Source organism: Pseudomonas sp. 2FG (assembly GCF_005502935.1).
Lineage (GTDB): Bacteria > Pseudomonadota > Gammaproteobacteria > Pseudomonadales > Pseudomonadaceae > Aquipseudomonas.
Window position 1 is genome coordinate 184,104 of the sequence record NZ_SCMP01000006.1, and the last position, 18,108, is coordinate 202,211.

Genomic DNA, 18,108 nt, shown 5'->3' on the forward strand with positions numbered 1-18,108 from the left:
TATGCGTAGCCGCGGCGCGGTGCAGGCCGAGGTCGAAATCCTCGTACCGTTCTTCGACATCGACTCGATGGAAGTGGTCTGGCACGGCCATTACGTCAAATACCTGGAGGTCGCCCGCTGCGCCCTGCTGGACAAGCTCGAACACAACTACACGCAGATGCGCGAGGCTGGTTACGGCTGGCCGATCATCGATATGCAGCTGCGCTACATGCGCGGCGCGCGCTTCGGCCAGCGGCTCAGGGTGCGCGCCGAGCTGGTCGAGTGGGAGAGCCGCCTGAAGATCAACTACCTGATCAGCGACGCGCAAACCGGTGAGCGCATGACCCGCGGCAGCACAGTGCAGGTAGCGGTGGAAATCGCCACGCGGGAAATGCTGCTGGCCTCGCCCAAGGTATTGGTCGAGGCGGTTGAGCGGGTGTTGCGGTGAGCATTCGAGCAACTCCATTCGCGTTCCTGCTGCTGGCGCTATTCTGCGCGCCCCTCGCCCACGCCTTCGACCTTCAGCAGCTCGCCGCCCAGCTGGCGAAACCGGCGGTGGTGCGCGGCGAGTTCATTCAGGAGAAGCACCTGCGCGCGTTGCCGCAACCACTGACCAGCAGCGGCCACTTCGTGCTGGCCAAACAGCACGGCCTGCTCTGGCTGCTGCAAAGCCCGCTGCAACAGGACTACCGCATCAATGCCGCGGGCATTTCCCGGCGCGCGGCCAATGGCTGGCAAGCCCTGCCGCAACAAGGCGCCAGCGCGCAGCAGAACCGCCTGTTCCTCGCCGTACTGCAAGGCGACAGCAGCGGCCTGCAAGATGATTTCGACCTGGCCCTGAGTGGCGACACCGGCGCCTGGCAGCTGAAATTGACGCCGCGGGCCGCACTGCTCAAACAGATATTCACCACGATCCATATCGAAGGCGGCGCCCTGGTACAGCGTATCGAGCTGCTGGAAACCCAGGGCGACAGCACCGTCATGCGCATGCCGGGCAGCGTTGCCGACACCGAGCTGAGCGCAGTGGAGCAGCATGACTTCGCTGAATAAGCGCCGCTGGAGCGCCCTCGAGCGCCGGCTGCCGCGCCTCTTCGCCCTGCTGTTGCTGGCACTGCTGGCGCTGGCCGGTTGGCAGTGGCGCGATGGCCCACCGGTCTCGGCCAATCTGCTGGAGCTAGTGCCCACAGACGCGCCCGACGCCCTGGAGCAACTCGCCGAACAGCGCATGCAGGAGCCGCTCAACCGTGAGCTGGTGGTACTCATCCGCCATGCCGATAGCCAACGTGCCATCGCCATGGCCGCCGAGCTGGGCGAAACCTGGCAAGCCAGCGGGCTGTTCGAAAAGGTCCAGTGGAACCTGCAAGCCGACTTTCCCGCCCTGCGCCAACAACTGCTGCAAAGCCGACTGGCGCTGCTCGGCGCCGCCGACCGGCAATTGCTGATCGACGCCCCGCAGGCCTTTATCGAGCAGCGTGTGCAGGCGCTGTACGACCCCTTCGCTGGTTTCAGCCTGGTCGGCGCGGACCAGGACTGGCTCGGCCTGACGCAACTGATCCAGCGCAATCTGCCGCGCAACGGCAACGTAACGATCGACCTGAACGGCGCCTTGCTGGCGGAAAACCAAGAGCAGAATCAGCCGCAAACCTGGGCCTTTCTGCGGGCGCGCACCCTGGGCAACGCCTTCGACGGCAACCTGCCCCAGCAAGTCGCAGAGCAGGTGGCCAGCGCCCGGCAATTGGTGCAGGCGCAAGGGGGTGAATTACTCGCCACCAGCGGCCTGCTCTACGGGGCCCATGGCCAACAGCAGGCCAGCCATGAGATGAGCCTGATCGGCGGAATCGCCAGCGCCGCCGCCCTGTTGCTGATGCTGGTGGTGTTTCGCCGGGTACGCATAGTGCTGGCCTTTATTCCGGCCCTGGTCGGCGTGCTCGCGGGGCTGGTCGCCTGCGTGGCGTTGTTCGGGCACATCCATGTGCTGACGCTGGTGCTGGGCGCCAGCTTGATCGGCGTGGCCATCGACTACCCGCTGCATTACCTGTCGAAAAGCTGGACCTTGCAGCCCTGGAATAGCTTGACCGCATTGAAAGCGACCCTGCCCGGGCTGAGCCTGGGTTTGGCAACCAATGCCATCGGCTATCTGGCCCTTGCCTTCACCCCATTCCCGGCGCTGCAACAGGTGGCGGTGTTCTCGGCTGCGGGCTTGCTCGGCTCCTACCTCTGCTCGGTGTGCTGGCTGCCGGCACTGCTCGGCACTGCACCGCTGCGCCCCTGGCCGGCGCCGCTGCGCTGGGCACAACGCCTGCTGGATTTGCGGGCGAGCTTGCTAGAGCGCATCGGCACGCCTTGGCTACTCGGCGCCTTCCTGCTGTTTTGCGCCGCTGGCGTGGCACAACTGACGACCAAGAACGACCTGCGCCAATGGATCAGCAACCCGCCGCAGCTGCTCAGCGAAGCCCAGGCCATCGGCCGCATCATCGACTTCCAGCCGACCAGCCAGTTTTTCCTGGTCCGCGCCGCCGATCAGCAACAACTGCTGCAACGCCAGGCGCAGCTCGGCCAGCGCCTCGATCGACTGGTGGCCCAGGGCAAGCTCGGCAGCTACCTGGCGTTGAGCCAGCTGCTGGCCCCGGCCGCGGAGCAACAACGGCTGCGCCAGGCGCTCGCGCAGTTGCCGGCCCATGCCCAGGCGCTGCAGGCACTGGGCGTCTCGGCACAGGCGTTGGCGGCAGAAATACAGCAGCTGCAGGCATTGCCCGAGCAGGACCTCGAGCAAGCCTTGGCCGGGCCGCTGGGCGAAATCTGGCGGCCGCTATGGCTGGGCGAAGACAGCAGCCAGGCAGGCGTTGCCGGCTTGGTCAGCCTGCAGGGCTTGAGCGACACCAGTTTGCTCGCCGCCCAGGCGCAGGGGTTGCCGGGCGTGCAGCTGGTGGATCGGCTGGGTGAGCTGAATCGCCTGTTCGCCGGCACGCAGATCAGTGCGGCGCAACTCAAGCTGCTGTCCTGTCTGTTGATCCTCGCTTTGCTGTGCCTGCCGTTCGGCCTGCACGGCGCGTTGCGCACCTTGGCCGTGTCGCTGCTCGCCGCCTTGGCCAGCCTGGCCAGCCTCGGCTGGCTCGGTCAGCCACTGACCTTGTTCAGCCTGTTCGGCCTGCTGCTGGTCACCGCCATTGGCGTGGATTACGCGATCATCATGCGCGAACGGGTCGGCGGCGCGGCCACCAGCCTGCTCGGCACCCTGCTCGCGGCGCTGACCACCTGGCTATCCTTCGGCCTGCTGGCGCTGTCGAGTACCCCCGCGGTGAGCAATTTTGGCCTGGCCGTCGGCCTCGGTCTGGTGTTCAGCTTCCTGCTGGCGCCCTGGGCGGCCAGTGAAGAACAAGCGCAAGAACAGTTGCAGCCGGAGCCGGCACTATGAGCATCGGGCTGTTCTGGCTCGCGCTACTGGCGCTATTCGCCGTCGCCACCTGGCTCGGCGCACGGGTCAAGCTGATCCCGATCGTCAGCCAACTGCTGCTGGCCAGTCTGGGCATCCCGGCTTTGCTGTTGTTCTGGGTCGAGCCGCACTGGCAGCTGAGCGCCGCGCAACTGCTCGCACCGGCCTGGCTGCAAGCACTCTACGGACTGAGCTTCGCCCTGCTGCTCGGCCACATCCTCAGCGATGTGATCGACCTGGAGCCGAGCCCGCAAAGCCTGAAGATCGCCCTGCCGAGTTTCGCCCTGCCGTTCTGCTGCGGCCTGGGCTGCGCGCTCTGGCTGTTACCGGCGCAGTCCTGGTTGAACAGCGTGGCGATCGGCCTGCTGTTTTCGATCACCGCGATCCCGGTGCTCTACCTCTATCTACAGAACATCGGCTACCCGCCGGCCGCAACCAAGCGTCTGCTGCATGCGGCGATCCTGATGGACGTGCTGTGCTGGAGCCTGTTCGCCCTGGCCCAGGGCAGCAGCCAGCCCGAGCAGTTGCTCTGGCCCCTGCTCGGAGCGCTGTTGCCGCTGTTGCTGCACAAGCTGCTACGGCTGCGCCACGGGCTGTTTTACAGCCTGCCGTTCTTCGCGCTGATGCTCCTATTGCAGCAACTCAAGCTCAACGCCCTGGTCTTCGGCATCGGCTACATGCTCTGCCTCGCCGGGCTCAAGCAACCCTTCCAGCTGCCGTTGCCGAAACCCCTGTGGCAGTGGCTGCAGAACGGCTTGGCGATCCCGCTGATTCTGGCCTGCGGCGTGTTGCAGGTGGACTTCGACAATGCCTGGCAAGACTATTCCTGGCTCTATCTCGGCGCCCTGCTGGTGCTGCCGGTACTGAGCAAGTTGGCCGGCAACTGGCTGGGCCTGAGCTGGGCCGATCCGACGGCCTCCCTGCGGGTGAAGTGGCGGGAAAGCCTGCTGCTGAATATCCGCGGGCTGACCGAGATCGTCTTCCTCAACCTGCTCTTGCAACAACAGCTGATCGACGCCCAGGTGTATTTCAGCCTGCTGCTGATGAGCCTGTTTTCCACACTGCTGCCGGCCCTGCTCGGCATCCGCAAAGCCCGCGCCGAACAACCCGCGGCAAGGAGCTCCTATGGTGCCGTTTAACCGGGGGCCGAAGCCGCGATGAGCCGCCTGCTCTGGCTGCGTCTTCATTGGCTGCCTCTGCTGCTGTTGCTGACGGCCTGCGCCCAGCCAGCGCCGTTGCCCAGCGCCGCGCCGGCACTGGCGTGGCCGCTGCAACTGCATGTGCAGCGCGAGCAGGCCGGGCAGACCCAGGACTGGCTATTGGTGGTGCAGAAAGAAGGCCCGGCACTGCGCTGGTCGCTGCTCGACCCGCTGGGAATTCCGCTGGCCCGTCAGCTATTGAGCGGCAGTCAGTGGCAAAATGACGGCCTGCTGCCACCCAACCAAGAAGCCCGTGAGCTGTTCGCCGCCCTGCTGTTTGCCCTGACCCCGGAAGTAGAACTGGCGCAGCGCTATGCCGCCGACTGGCAGGTACAGGGCCAGCAACGCAGGCTGCGCGAGGCCGGCAACCCACGCTGGCAGGTCAGTTACCAGCAACCCCAGAATTTTCGGCTCAAGACCGCCAAGGGTCTGAGCTATCGCGTCGAGACGCTGCAATGATCGAGCAAGGCCCATCCCGATGACCGCGTACCTGAATGCCCTCGGGCTGCTCTGCGCGCTCGGCAGTGGCAAGCAGGCCGTGGCCGAGCGGCTGTTCGCCGGCGACGCCTCAGGCCTGCGTCACCAAGACGGCTGGGTGCCGGAGCGCAGCCTGCCGGTCGGCGCAATCACCGGCGCCTTGCCCGAGTTGCCCGGTGTCGGCGCGGCGCAGGCGACTCGCAACAATCGGCTGCTACTGGCAGCCGCCCTGGAGATCGACACGGACATCCAGCTGGCCATCGCCCGCTATGGCCGTGGGCGGATCGGGGTGATCCTCGGCACCAGCACCAGCGGCATCCATGAGGCCACCCAAGGGATTGCCCGCTACCTGCAGGACGGCGAGTTCCCCGCCAGCTATCACTATGGGCAACAGGAACTGGCCGCCCCGGCCGCCTTTCTCGCCGACTGGCTGCAGCTGAGCGGCCCGGCCTATGTGATTTCCACCGCCTGCACCTCCAGCGCCCGCGCCCTGCTCAGCGCCCGCCGCCTGCTCGACTCGGGCCTCTGCGATGCGGTGCTCTGCGGCGGCGTCGACTCGCTCTGCCAGCTGACGCTGAATGGCTTCGGCTCGCTGGAGGCGCTGGCAAGCGAACGCTGCAATCCGTTCTCGCGCAACCGCGCCGGTATCAATATCGGCGAAGCGGCTGTGCTGTTTCTTATGACTAGAGAGCCGATGACGAAAGAGCGACTAAGCCAAACGGCCGCACCGATAGCCCTGCTCGGCGCCGCGGCCAACTCCGACGCGCACCATATCTCCGCGCCGGACCCCCAGGGCCGGGGCGCCCAGCAGGTGATGCGCGCGGCCCTGGCCGACGCCGGCCTGGCGGCCGAGCAGATCGATTATCTGAACCTGCACGGCACCGCCACCGGCCATAACGACGCCATGGAAAGCCTGGCGGTCGACGCGGTGTTCCCTGCGGGCGTGCCCTGCTCTTCGACCAAGCCGCTGACCGGCCACACGCTGGGGGCGGCAGGTGCATTGGAGGCCGCGTTCTGCTGGCTGAGCCTGGCCACCGAGAACCACGAGCAGCGCTTGCCGCCGCACCTGTGGGACGCCGAGGCCGACCCGCAACTGCCCACCCTCAAGCTGACGACGGCGCAGAGCCGCCTGGCTGGCGCCACGCCACGGCGGATGATGAGCAACTCCTTCGCCTTCGGCGGCAGCAATATCAGCCTGGTGCTCGGTACTCTGGCGGAGAACACGCCATGAGCCTCTGGCCCATCGCCGAACTCATCCCCCATGCCGGCGACATGATCCTGCTGGACGAAGTACTCAGCTTCGCCGCCGAAGAGGTCACCACCCGCCTGCGCGTGCGCCCCGGCGGCCTGTTCAACCAGGCCGACGGCAGCCTGCCGGCCTGGGTCGGCGTCGAGCTGATGGCGCAGAGCATCGCCGCCTATGCCGGTTGCCAGGCCCGGCAGGCCGGGGCGCCGGTGGAGCTGGGTTTTCTCCTCGGCACCCGCAGTTTTCAGTGCAACGTCGAGGCCTTCCCGGCCGGGGCCGAGTTGCAGATCCACGCCAGCCGCTCGCTACAGGACGACAACGGCATGGGCGTTTTCGAATGCCAGCTGAGCGGTCCCGGTATTCATGCCGAGGCCCGCCTCAACGTGTTTCGTCCACCCCAAGTGGCCAGCTACCTTGAAGAGCCCGCACATGACTGAATCGATTCTGGTAACCGGCTCCAGCCGCGGCATCGGCCGTGCCATCGCCCTGCGCCTGGCCCACGCCGGCTATGACCTGGTGCTGCACTGCCGCAGTGGCCGGGCCGAGGCCGCCGCCGTGCAGGCGCAGATCCAGGCCCTCGGTCGCCAGGCGCGCATCCTGCAATTCGATGTGGCCGAGCGCGCCGCCTGCCGCGAACAGCTGGAAGCCGATGTCGAAGCCCATGGCGCCTACTACGGGGTGGTCTGCAACGCCGGCCTGACCCGCGACGGCGCCTTCCCGGCGCTGAGTGAAGAGGACTGGGACTTGGTCATGCGCACCAACCTGGACGGTTTCTACAACATCCTGCAGCCGCTGATCATGCCGATGATCCGCCGCCGCAAACCGGGGCGGATCGTCTGCATCACCTCGGTGTCCGGGCTGATCGGCAACCGCGGCCAGGTCAACTACAGCGCCTCCAAGGCCGGCGTGATAGGCGCGGCCAAGGCCCTGGCGATCGAACTGGGCAAGCGCAAGATCACGGTCAACTGCGTCGCCCCCGGGCTGATCGACACCGCCCTGCTGGACGAGCAGGTGCCGGTCGAGGAGATCCTCAAGCTGATCCCGGCCCAACGCCTGGGCACGCCGGAGGAAGTCGCCGGCGCGGTGAATTTTCTGATGTCGGATGAGGCGGCCTATATCACCCGCCAAGTCCTCGCGGTCAACGGAGGGCTCTGCTGATGAAGCGCGTGGTCGTCACCGGCATGGCCGGCATCACCTCGCTCGGCAGCGACTGGGCCAGCATCGAGGCGAATTTCCGCGCCAACCGCAGCGGCATTCGGCGGATGCACGAATGGGATCGCTTCACCGAGTTGAACACCCGCCTGGCCGGGCCGATCGACGATTTCGCCGTGCCCAAGACCTGGACCCGCAAGCAACTGCGCAGCATGGGCCGGGTCTCGCGGCTGGTGGTGCTGGCCGCCGAGCAAGCGCTGGCGGATGCCGGACTGCTGGATGACCCGAGCATTCAGGATGGGCGGATGGGGGTGGCTTGCGGCTCGTCCACCGGCAGCACCGACGAGATGAAAACCTTCGGCAATATGCTTATCAACTCGGTCGCCGATGGCCTCAATGCCAACTCCTATATCCGCATGATGCCGCACACCACGGCGGCCAATATCAGCATCTTCTTCGGCCTCAAGGGCCGGCTGATTCCGACCTCCAGCGCCTGCACCAGCGGTAGCCAGGGTATCGGCTATGCCTATGAGGCGATCAAGTTCGGCCGCCTGCCGCTGATGCTCGCCGGCGGTGCCGAAGAACTCTGCCCGACCGAGGCCATGGTCTTCGACGCGCTCTATGCCACCAGCCTGAAAAACGATGCCCCGCACACCTCGCCACGCCCCTATGACAGCGGCCGCGATGGCCTGGTGATCGGTGAGGGCGCCGGCATCCTGGTGCTCGAAGAGCTGGAGCACGCCCTCGCCCGTGGCGCGCGGATCCATGCCGAGATCGTCGGTTTTGGCAGCAATGCCGACGGCCAGCACGCCACCAAACCGGAACAGCTGACCATGCGCCGGGCGATGCAGCTGGCGCTGGAAGATGCCCACCTGCCGCCTGCCGCCATCGGCTACGTCAACGGCCACGGCACCGCCACCGAACAAGGCGACATCGCCGAGAGCCTGGCCACCAGCAGCCTGTTCGGCGCACGCATGCCGATCAGCTCGCAGAAGAGTTTTCTCGGCCACACCCTTGGAGCCTGCGGCGCGCTGGAGTCCTGGTTCAGCATCGAGATGCTCAACCGCGACAGCTACATCCACACCCTCAACCTCGAGCACATCGACCCGGCCTGCGGCGAGCTGGACTACCTGCGCGGCGAGGCGCGGCAGATGAGCAACGAGTACGTGATGAACAACAACTTCGCCTTTGGCGGGGTCAACACCTCGTTGATCTTCCGGCGCTGGCGCTGAAGCCTGCGTTATCGAGCCCGTCATCGGTGCCAGGTTTCCCTGTGTGGCCCTCCAGCATTCGCTGGGCAAACTCCTTGGCAACGTAGGGTGGATAACGCTCTTTTATCCACCAACGAAGCAACCGGGTCCCCCGGTGGAAAACCGCTTTACGGATTTCCACCCCTACGCAACGGTTGGAGCGACGGGGACAACACCCGAACTATCCACTCGCCGGTATTGGGTGAAGGACAATGAAAAAGGGCCGCATCAGCGGCCCTTTTTTATTGGGATCACTCAAAGATGATATTGCGCCGAGAGCTCGTGCACCGCCTCGAGAAAGGCGCCCGCGTGAGCGGGGTCGACTTCCGGGGTGATGCCATGACCGAGGTTGAAGACATGGCCGCTGCCCTTGCCGTAGCTGGCGAGAATCCGCTCCACTTCGGCACGGATCGCGGCAGGCTGGGCGTACAGCACGGTCGGGTCCATGTTGCCTTGCAGGGCCACCTGGTCGCCGACGCGACGGCGGGCGTCGCCGATGTCGCAGCTCCAGTCCAGGCCCAGGGCATCGGCGCCGGTGGCCGCCATGTCCTCCAGCCACAGACCGCCGTTCTTGGTGAAGAGGATCACCGGCACCTTGCGGCCGTCGTGTTCGCGGATCAGGCCCGTGACTATCTTCTGCATATAGGCCAGGGAGAACTCCTGGTACGCCGCAGCGGACAGGTTGCCGCCCCAGGTGTCGAAGATCTGCACGGCCTGGGCACCGGCGAGGATCTGCCCGTTCAGATAAGCGGTCACCGCCTGCGCCAGCTTGTCGAGCAACAGGTGCATGGCTTGCGGGTTGTCGTAGAGCATGGCCTTGGACTTGCGGAAGTCCTTCGATGAACCGCCTTCGACCATATAGGTGGCCAAGGTCCAGGGGCTGCCGGAGAAGCCAATCAGCGGTACGCGGCCATTCAACGCGCTACGGATGGTGCGCACGGCGTTCATCACATAGCCGAGGTCTTGTTCCGGATCGGGAATCGGCAGCGCCTCGACATCGGCCAGCGTGCCGATGACCTTCTTGAAGCGCGGGCCTTCACCGGTCTCGAAATACAGCCCCTGCCCCATGGCATCCGGAATGGTCAGGATGTCGGAGAAGAGGATCGCCGCATCCAGTTGCGGGTAGCGATCCAGCGGCTGCAGGGTGACTTCGCAGGCGAACTCGGGGTTCTGCATCAGGCTCATAAAGTCACCGGCTTTGGCGCGGCTGGCGCGGTACTCCGGCAGGTAGCGACCGGCCTGACGCATCATCCACACCGGGGTGACGTCGACGGGTTGCTTGAGCAGGGCACGAAGGAAGCGGTCGTTCTTCAAGGCAGTCATGGCAGCGTCCAGCAAAAAAGTGTGGGCATTTTCGCAGAGCGCACAGCAAAAGGCACGGCGAGGGCCGTGCCTTTTATCTAGCGCGACGATTTGACTCGCTCGCAACGCTGTCTGGCCATGCGAGCGGTAGGGTGGATGTCGCTTTTCAACATCCACCTTTTGCGCGCCGGGCTGGCGGATGTGAAAAGCGACATCCGCCCTACACCAACCTCAGACTCCGAGGTAATCCAAGATCCCTTCCGCAGCTTGGCGACCCTCGAAGATCGCGGTCACCACCAGATCGGAACCACGCACCATGTCGCCACCGGCGAAGATCTTCGGGTTGCTGGTCTGGTGCTTGAACTGCGACTGTTCCGGCGCCACCACCCGACCCTGGTTGTCGATGCTGATCTCGTGCTGCTCGAACCAGTCCGCCGGGCTTGGACGGAAGCCGAAGGCGATGATCACGGCGTCGGCCGGGATGATCTCTTCCGAACCCGGAATCGGCTCAGGGCTGCGACGGCCACGGGCATCCGGCTCGCCGAGACGGGTCTCGACCACCTTCACGCCTTCGACCTTGTCCTCGCCGACGATGGCGATGGGCTGACGGTTGTAGAGGAATTTCACCCCTTCTTCCTTGGCGTTCTTCACCTCTTTACGCGAGCCCGGCATGTTCTCTTCGTCGCGACGATAGGCGCAGGTCACGGCCTTGGCGCCCTGGCGAATCGAGGTGCGGTTGCAGTCCATCGCGGTGTCGCCACCGCCCAGCACCACGATCTTCTTGCCCTTCATGTCGATGAAGTCTTCCGCCGCCTTCTCGAAACCGAGGTTGCGATTGACGTTGGCGATGAGGAAGTCCAGGGCGTCATACACCCCCGGCAGATCCTCGCCGGGGAAGCCGCCCTTCATGTAGGTGTAGGTGCCCATGCCCATGAACACCGCATCGTAGTCGGCCAGCAACTGCTCGACAGTTACGTCGGTGCCGACTTCGGTGTTCAGGCGGAACTCGATGCCCATGCCGGTGAAGATTTCCCGGCGACGGCTGAGTACGGTTTTTTCCAGCTTGAATTCGGGAATGCCGAAGGTCAGCAGACCGCCGATTTCCGGGTGCTTGTCGAACACCACCGGACTCACGCCGTTACGCACCAGCACGTCGGCACAGCCGAGACCCGCCGGACCGGCACCGATGATCGCGACCTTCTTGCCGGTCGGTTTGACCTTGGACATGTCCGGACGCCAGCCCATGGCGAACGCGGTATCGGCGATGTACTTCTCCACCGAACCGATGGTGACCGCGCCGAAGCCGTCATTGAGGGTGCAGGCACCCTCGCACAGACGATCCTGCGGGCATACGCGGCCGCAGACTTCCGGCAGGGTATTGGTCTGGTGCGCCAGTTCGGCGGCGGCCAGGATGTTGCCTTCCGAAACCAGCTTGAGCCAGTTCGGAATGTAGTTGTGCACCGGGCACTTCCATTCGCAATACGGGTTGCCGCACCCCAGGCAGCGATGCGCCTGGTCTGCGGCTTGCGCTGGCTTGAAGGGCTCGTAGATCTCGACGAATTCCTTCTTGCGCTGGCGCAAGAGCTTCTTCTTCGGATCCTTGCGCCCGACCTCGATGAACTGGAAGTCGTTATTCAGACGTTCAGTCATTTTAAAACCTCATCAAGCTGTAGGGCGTGGTCACGCTAATCACGAGTCGCGTTAGCTCTGCGACCACGCCCCCTAGGCGCAAATTATTGTGGGTTGGCACGGGTGCTGGAGAGCAGCGACCCCAAGCTGGCGGCCTTCGGCTTGACCAGCCAGAACTTGCGCAGGTAGTCGTCGAGGTTTTCCAGGAGGTTGCGGCCCCACTCGCTGGAAGTTTCCTGAACATACTCGGCAAGCACGCGCTGCAAGTGGCTACGGTAGGACTCCATGGCCTCACCGCTGATCCGCTGGATTTCCACCAGTTCGTGGTTCACCCGGTCAACGAAGCTGTTGTCCTGGTCCAGTACGTAGGCGAAACCGCCAGTCATGCCGGAGCCGAAGTTGTAGCCGGTCTTGCCCAGTACGCAGACAAAACCGCCGGTCATGTACTCGCAGCAGTGGTCTCCGGTACCTTCGACCACTGTGTGCGCACCGGAGTTACGCACGGCGAAACGCTCGCCGGCCGTACCCGCGGCAAACAGCTTGCCGCCGGTGGCACCGTACAGGCAGGTGTTGCCGATGATGGCGCTGTCCTGGGTCTTGAACGGGCTGCCCTTGGGCGGGGTGATCACCAGCTTGCCGCCGGTCATGCCCTTGCCGACGTAGTCGTTGGCGTCGCCCTCCAGGTAGAGGTTCAGACCGCCGGCGTTCCACACGCCGAAGCTCTGCCCGGCAGTGCCCTTGAAGCGGAAGGTGATCGGCGCCTTGGCCATGCCCTGGTTGCCGTGCACTCGAGCGATTTCACCCGAGACCCGGGCGCCGATGGAACGGTCGCAGTTGCAGATGCCCAGATCGAACTCGGCGCCAGTCAGGCCGTCGATGGCCGGCTTGGCCAATTCGACCATCTGCTCGGCGAGTTTGCCGAGGTCGAACGGCGGGTTGCGGTCAACCTGGCAGAACTGCGGCTTGTCGGCCGGGATATGGTCACTGCCGAGCAGCGGAGTCAGATCCAGATGCTGCTGCTTCTCGGTTTCGCCCGGCAGCATTTCCAGCAGATCGGTACGCCCGATCAGCTCTTCCAGGCTGCGCACGCCCACTTTGGCCAGCCACTCACGGGTTTCCTCGGCGACGTAGGTGAAGAAATTCACCACCATGTCGACGGTGCCGATGAAGTGATCCTTGCGCAGCTTGTCGTTCTGGGTGGCTACGCCGGTGGCGCAGTTGTTCAGGTGGCAGATCCGCAGGTATTTGCAGCCCAGGGCGATCATCGGCGCGGTGCCGAAGCCGAAGCTTTCGGCGCCGAGGATGGCCGCCTTGATCACGTCGAGGCCGGTTTTCAGGCCACCGTCGGTCTGCACCCGGACCTTGCCGCGCAGGTCATTGCCGCGCAGGGTCTGGTGGGTTTCGGCCAGGCCGAGTTCCCACGGCGCGCCGGCGTACTTGATCGAGGTGATAGGCGAAGCACCGGTGCCACCGTCGTAACCGGAGATGGTGATCAGGTCGGCGTAAGCCTTGGCGACACCGGCGGCAATAGTGCCGACGCCCGCCTCGGCCACCAATTTCACCGAGACCAAGGCGGCCGGGTTGACTTGTTTAAGGTCGAAAATCAGCTGCGAGAGGTCTTCGATGGAGTAGATGTCATGGTGCGGCGGCGGCGAAATCAGGGTCACGCCAGGCACGGCATAACGCAGGCGCGCGATCAGGCCGTTGACCTTGCCACCCGGCAGCTGACCGCCCTCGCCGGGCTTGGCGCCCTGGGCGACCTTGATCTGCAGCACTTCGGCGTTGACCAGATACTCCGGCGTGACGCCGAAACGGCCGGTCGCCACCTGCTTGATCTTCGAGCTGCGCACGGTGCCGTAACGGGCCGGGTCTTCGCCACCCTCACCGGAGTTGGAGCGCGCACCGATGCGGTTCATGGCTTCGGCAATGGCTTCATGGGCTTCGGGCGACAGGGCGCCGAGGGAAATGCCGGCGGAGTCGAAGCGCTTGAGAATGGCGTCCAGCGGCTCGATTTGGTCGAGTGCCAGCGGCTGATCGAGCACTTTGACCTTGAGCAGGTCGCGGATCATCGACACCGGGCGAGTATCCACCAGGGTCGTGTACTCCTTGAACTTCGCATAGCTGCCCTGCTGCACTGCGGCTTGCAGGGTGTTAACCACATCCGGGTTGTAGGCGTGGTATTCGCCGCCGTAGACGAACTTCAGCAGGCCACCCTGCTGGATCGCTTTACGGTTGTTCCAGGCCTCATTGGCCAGCAGCTTCTGTTCGGCCTCGATATCGACGAAGCGCGCACCTTTGATCCGGCTGGCGACGCCGCGGAAGCTCAACTCGACCACTTCCTCGGACAGGCCGACGGCTTCGAATAGCTGCGCACCGCGGTAGGACGCCACGGTGGAGATGCCCATCTTCGAGAGGATCTTCAGCAGGCCTTTGGAGATGCCTTTGCGGTAGTGCTTGAACACCTCATAGAGGTCGCCGAGCACTTCACCGGTACGGATCAGATCCGCCAGCACTTCGTAGGCCAGGTACGGGTAAACCGCCGAAGCACCGAAGCCGATCAACACCGCAAAGTGGTGAGGGTCGCGGGCGGTGGCGGTTTCCACCAGGATGTTGCAATCGCAACGCAGGCCTTTTTCCACCAGACGGTGATGCGCGGCACCCACGGCCAGCGAGGCATGCATCGGCAATTTACCCGGAGCGATATGCCGGTCGGTCAGCACCAGCAGGGTCTTGCCGCCACGCACGGCCTCTTCCGCCTGATCCGCGACATTGCGTACCGCCGCCTCGAGGCCGAGGCTCTCGTCGTAGTTGAGGTCGATGACCTGGCGCTCGAAGCCCGGCGTTTCCAGGGCCATCAGCGAACGCCACTTGGCCGGCGAGATCACCGGCGAGCTGAGGATGACGCGGCTGGCATGGGCCAGCGATTCCTCGAAGATATTGCGCTCGGCGCCCAGGCAGATCTCCAGCGACATCACGATGGCTTCGCGCAGCGGGTCGATCGGCGGGTTGGTGACCTGGGCGAACTGCTGACGGAAGTAGTCGTAGGTGGAACGCACGCGCCGGGACAACACCGCCATCGGCGTATCGTCGCCCATCGAGCCGACGGCTTCCTGGCCCTGCTCGGCCAGCGGCCGCAGCACCTGATCACGCTCTTCGAAGGTGACCTGGAACATCTTCATGTATTGCTTGAGCTGCTCGGCGTCATAGCTGGCCACACCATGGTCGTCTTCCATGGTCGCCTGAATACGCACAGCGCTCTTGCGCAGCCACTGCTTATAGGGGTGGCGCGACTTCAAGCGGTTGTCGATATCATCGGTGCTCAGCACCTGACCGGTCTCGGTATCCACGGCAAGCACCTGCCCCGGGCCGACGCGACCTTTGGCGATCACCTCATCCGGCTGGTAACCCCAGACGCCGATCTCGGAGGCGATGGTGATGTAGCCATTGCTCGTGGTGACCCAACGCGCCGGGCGCAAGCCGTTGCGATCGAGCAGGCAGACGGCATAGCGGCCATCCGTCAGCACCACGCCGGCAGGGCCGTCCCACGGTTCCATGTGCATGGAGTTGTATTCGTAGAAGGCACGCAGGTCGGCATCCATGGTTTCGACATTCTGCCATGCCGGCGGAATGATCATACGGATGCCGCGGAACAGGTCCATGCCGCCGGTGACCATCAACTCCAGCATGTTGTCCATGCTGGAGGAGTCCGAACCGACGCGGTTGACCAGCGGCCCCAACTCGTCCAGATCCGGCAGTAGATCGTTGCTGAATTTGGTGCGCCGGGCCTGGGCCCAGTTGCGGTTGCCGGTAATGGTGTTGATCTCGCCGTTGTGGGCGAGAAAACGGAACGGTTGGGCCAGCGGCCACTTCGGCAGGGTATTGGTGGAGAAGCGCTGGTGGAACACGCAGATCGCGGTCTGCAGACGCTCGTCACCCAGGTCCGGGAAGAACTGAGCGAGGTCGACCGGCATCATCAGGCCTTTGTAGATGATGGTCTTGGGCGAGAGGCTGCAGATGTAGTGCTCGCTGTCGGCCGCGTTGGTCACCGAGGAGCGACGCCGGGCGCAGAACAACTTGATCGCGAACTCCTGGTCGCTGAGGCCTTCGCCACCGATGAACACCTGCTCGATCTGCGGCAGGCGCTCCAGGGCCAGGCGGCCCAGCACGCTGATATCCACTGGCACCTTGCGCCAGCCGATCAGTTGCAGACCGGCCGCCTGAATCTCGTGATTCATGTTTTCACGGGCGGCGCTGGCCTTGGCTTCGTCCTGATTGAGGAAAACCATGCCCACGGCGTACTGCTTCGGCAGCTCAACGCCGAACTGCTGCTGGGCGATAGCGCGCAGGAAGGCATCCGGCTTCTGCATCAGCAGGCCACAGCCGTCCCCGGTCTTACCGTCGGCGTTGATCCCGCCGCGGTGAGTCATACAGGTCAAGGCTTCGATGGCCGTCTGCAGCAAGTGATGACTCGCCTCGCCCTGCATATGGGCGATCAGGCCGAAGCCGCAGTTATCCTTGAACTCATCAGGATGGTACAGACCTGCTTTCATAGGGACTCTCACCAGGCAAACTTTATCTATTTCAAACACTTACCTTGCGCGCAGGTCATTGCGCCAGCTTTGCGCAGGCAAAAGGGGGGTCATTGTACACAGCCACACAGGGGCTCACAAATGCCTCGCGGCGACACCGCGAAACCTTATGTCGCTTTTTTAGAAGAATTAGACCGAATGGTCGTGCTAACGACCACCCAGTCATTATGATCGAGCGCTCAGCGCATCAGCGCGCCTGAGCCTCCTGCTGGATACTGGCAAAACTACGCGGCCAGGGCTTGCTCGCCTGAACCTTGGCCGGCAAGGCCTTGACTGCCGCCTGCGCAGCATTTCGAGTCGCAAAGCTGCCATAGGTCACCACATACAGCGGCTGCCCTTGGTGCATTTTTTTGAAGTAGCGGTACTCGCCGCCCTGCTGACGCACAAAGGCTTGAGCACTGCTCTCCGAACGAGTCCCCAAGATCTGCAGCGCATATTTCGTCCCAGCCTGACTGCGATACCAGCCAGCTCCTGCCGCCGGCACACTAACGGCCGGCTTTTCCACTGGCTTAGCGACTGACTTCACCGGCACTGCAACCGGTTTAGGCGCAGGAACAGGAGCTGGAGCCGCGGCTGCCGGCTTGGGCGCCGAAACAACAGCAACAGCAGCACCTGTCGGCTGACTCGGCACAGGCACGGGGACCGGGCGAGCTACCGGTGCAGCTACCGGCGCAACAGCAGCAGTCGGAGCAGGCCCTGCCACAACACCCAGCGGCGGCGCGACGCTGGTTACAACCGGTGGCGCCAAGCTGGTCGCCGGCTCAGTCGCACCCGCTTCTTCGCCATCCGCCAAGCCGGCGGCCTGAGCCAAAGGCTCGCGAATGACTGGCTGCGCTTCACCCACTAAAGGCAGCGGCAACGGTTGAGTCGAGCCGGCAAATTCGATAGCCGGGCCATTTTGATTCGACTCCACTGCTGGCGCTATGCCCTCCGCCACCGGAGTGGCCGTGGAGCCAAGCGGCAATTGGGCCACCGACGGAGCCGTCGGCTCACTATCGGTACGCCCCTGCATTAACCAAGCGGCGCCAACAGCCACAGCGACCACGACCAACGCCAACAAATGCTTCTTGGGCAGATTGAAACTGAAGCCCGGACGCTGAGCGGCACCGCGCCGCGCCAGCATCGCCTCGATCAAGGTATCGCGCGCAACCTGATTGATCGCCCCAGGCCAGCCGCCAGACTGCCGATGGATATCAGCCACCTGCTCATCGGACAGAATCTCCACCCCCTGCCCTGCGCCATCCAGACGCTGTGCCAAATAGTCGCGAGTTTCATCTTCGCTATAAGGCTGCAACTCAATGGCATGGAAACGCTCCTCGCCATCCGCTAGCAACTCGAGACGCGGCAGCAGTGCGGAGTCGCCAAACAAGAACACATGCGGTCGCCCCTCGGCATTCCCGGCGGCCAGCACCAACAAGGCATCCAGCGCGGAATCATCCAGCGCCTCAGCGTCATCGACCAGCAGATAGACCTCTTGCCCAGTCAACGACAGCTGCGCGACCTGAGCTAAAACGGCCTGAACCTCAGACTGCGAAGAGTTCAAACCCTGGGCAATCTGCCGCATCAGCCCGCCAGCATCAGCCGCACCACGGGCAGAGACCACCACGCTATGCACCGCCTGCTTATTGGTGCTAGCCACCAGCGCTTGGCGCAGCAGGGTCTTACCACTCCCCTGCGGCCCACTAACAACCAGCAATAACTGGCTGTAACGCGCCAGATGGTGAAGCTGACCCAGCACCGGCTTGCGTTGCGCCGGGAAAAACTTAAAGCCGGGCACACGCGCCGCAAAAGGATCGTGACTGAACTGGTAATGGCCGAGAAGGGCCTCATCGGCATGCAAACTAGTCATGGG

At 64.3% G+C, this 18,108-nt stretch carries 13 protein-coding genes; 9 read left to right on the forward strand and 4 right to left on the reverse strand.

Translation table 11 applies throughout. From position 1 onward, the window contains the following. Position 1 precedes the first annotated feature (1 nt). Genes FFS13_RS08565 through FFS13_RS08605 form a run of 9 tightly spaced genes read left to right on the forward strand, consistent with a single transcriptional unit; the run spans position 2 to position 8,718 of the window. The gene (locus tag FFS13_RS08565; RefSeq protein WP_137818676.1) at positions 2-427 is read left to right on the forward strand and encodes a thioesterase family protein; all 426 of its coding nucleotides are present in this window, start codon (positions 2-4) and stop codon (positions 425-427) included. Next, positions 424-1,029 (forward strand): outer membrane lipoprotein carrier protein LolA, encoded by a 606-nt coding sequence (locus FFS13_RS08570; protein ID WP_137818677.1) that lies wholly within the window; start codon positions 424-426, stop codon positions 1,027-1,029. Before FFS13_RS08565 ends, FFS13_RS08570 begins: the two co-directional genes overlap by 4 nt. After that, a complete protein-coding gene (locus tag FFS13_RS08575; RefSeq protein ID WP_137818678.1) occupies positions 1,013-3,394 on the forward strand; it encodes an MMPL family transporter in 2,382 nt (793 codons plus the stop codon). Before FFS13_RS08570 ends, FFS13_RS08575 begins: the two co-directional genes overlap by 17 nt. Beyond that, complete coding sequence (locus FFS13_RS08580; protein WP_137818679.1) at positions 3,391-4,551, forward strand: cation:proton antiporter; 1,161 nt, start codon at positions 3,391-3,393, stop codon at positions 4,549-4,551. Before FFS13_RS08575 ends, FFS13_RS08580 begins: the two co-directional genes overlap by 4 nt. Before the next feature lie 18 nt (positions 4,552-4,569). Then, entirely contained in the window at positions 4,570-5,070 is a 501-nt protein-coding gene (locus FFS13_RS08585) for a DUF3261 domain-containing protein (RefSeq protein WP_137818680.1), read from the forward strand. Positions 5,071-5,089: 19 nt separating this feature from the next. Next, positions 5,090-6,319, forward strand: coding sequence for a beta-ketoacyl-[acyl-carrier-protein] synthase family protein (locus FFS13_RS08590; RefSeq protein ID WP_137818681.1), 1,230 nt, complete (start codon positions 5,090-5,092; stop codon positions 6,317-6,319). Further along, a complete protein-coding gene (locus FFS13_RS08595) occupies positions 6,316-6,771 on the forward strand; it encodes a hotdog family protein (RefSeq protein WP_137818682.1) in 456 nt (151 codons plus the stop codon). The genes FFS13_RS08590 and FFS13_RS08595 overlap by 4 nt, the downstream gene beginning before the upstream one ends. After that, positions 6,764-7,492 carry a 3-oxoacyl-ACP reductase FabG gene (fabG, locus tag FFS13_RS08600; RefSeq protein WP_137818683.1) on the forward strand — a complete coding sequence of 243 codons (729 nt, stop codon included), beginning with the start codon at positions 6,764-6,766 and terminating at the stop codon, positions 7,490-7,492. The genes FFS13_RS08595 and fabG overlap by 8 nt, the downstream gene beginning before the upstream one ends. Continuing rightward, complete coding sequence (locus FFS13_RS08605) at positions 7,492-8,718, forward strand: beta-ketoacyl-ACP synthase (protein ID WP_137818684.1); 1,227 nt, start codon at positions 7,492-7,494, stop codon at positions 8,716-8,718. Before fabG ends, FFS13_RS08605 begins: the two co-directional genes overlap by 1 nt. Before the next feature lie 273 nt (positions 8,719-8,991). Here FFS13_RS08605 and hemE read toward each other — a convergent pair whose 3' ends face one another. From hemE to FFS13_RS08630, 4 genes are all read right to left on the reverse strand, one after another. Continuing rightward, positions 8,992-10,059, reverse strand: a complete 1,068-nt coding sequence (gene hemE / locus FFS13_RS08610; RefSeq protein WP_137818685.1) for a uroporphyrinogen decarboxylase — start codon at positions 10,057-10,059, stop codon at positions 8,992-8,994. A 210-nt stretch (positions 10,060-10,269) separates the two neighbouring features. After that, entirely contained in the window at positions 10,270-11,688 is a 1,419-nt protein-coding gene (locus FFS13_RS08615) for an FAD-dependent oxidoreductase (protein ID WP_137818686.1), read from the reverse strand. An 83-nt stretch (positions 11,689-11,771) separates the two neighbouring features. After that, a complete protein-coding gene (gene gltB, locus FFS13_RS08620; protein WP_137818687.1) occupies positions 11,772-16,217 on the reverse strand; it encodes a glutamate synthase large subunit in 4,446 nt (1,481 codons plus the stop codon). 226 nt (positions 16,218-16,443) lie between these two features. Further along, on the reverse strand, positions 16,444-18,105 hold the full coding sequence (locus FFS13_RS08630; protein ID WP_137818688.1) for an SPOR domain-containing protein: 1,662 nt from the start codon (positions 18,103-18,105) through the stop codon (positions 16,444-16,446). Between the last annotated feature and the right edge of the window lie 3 nt (positions 18,106-18,108).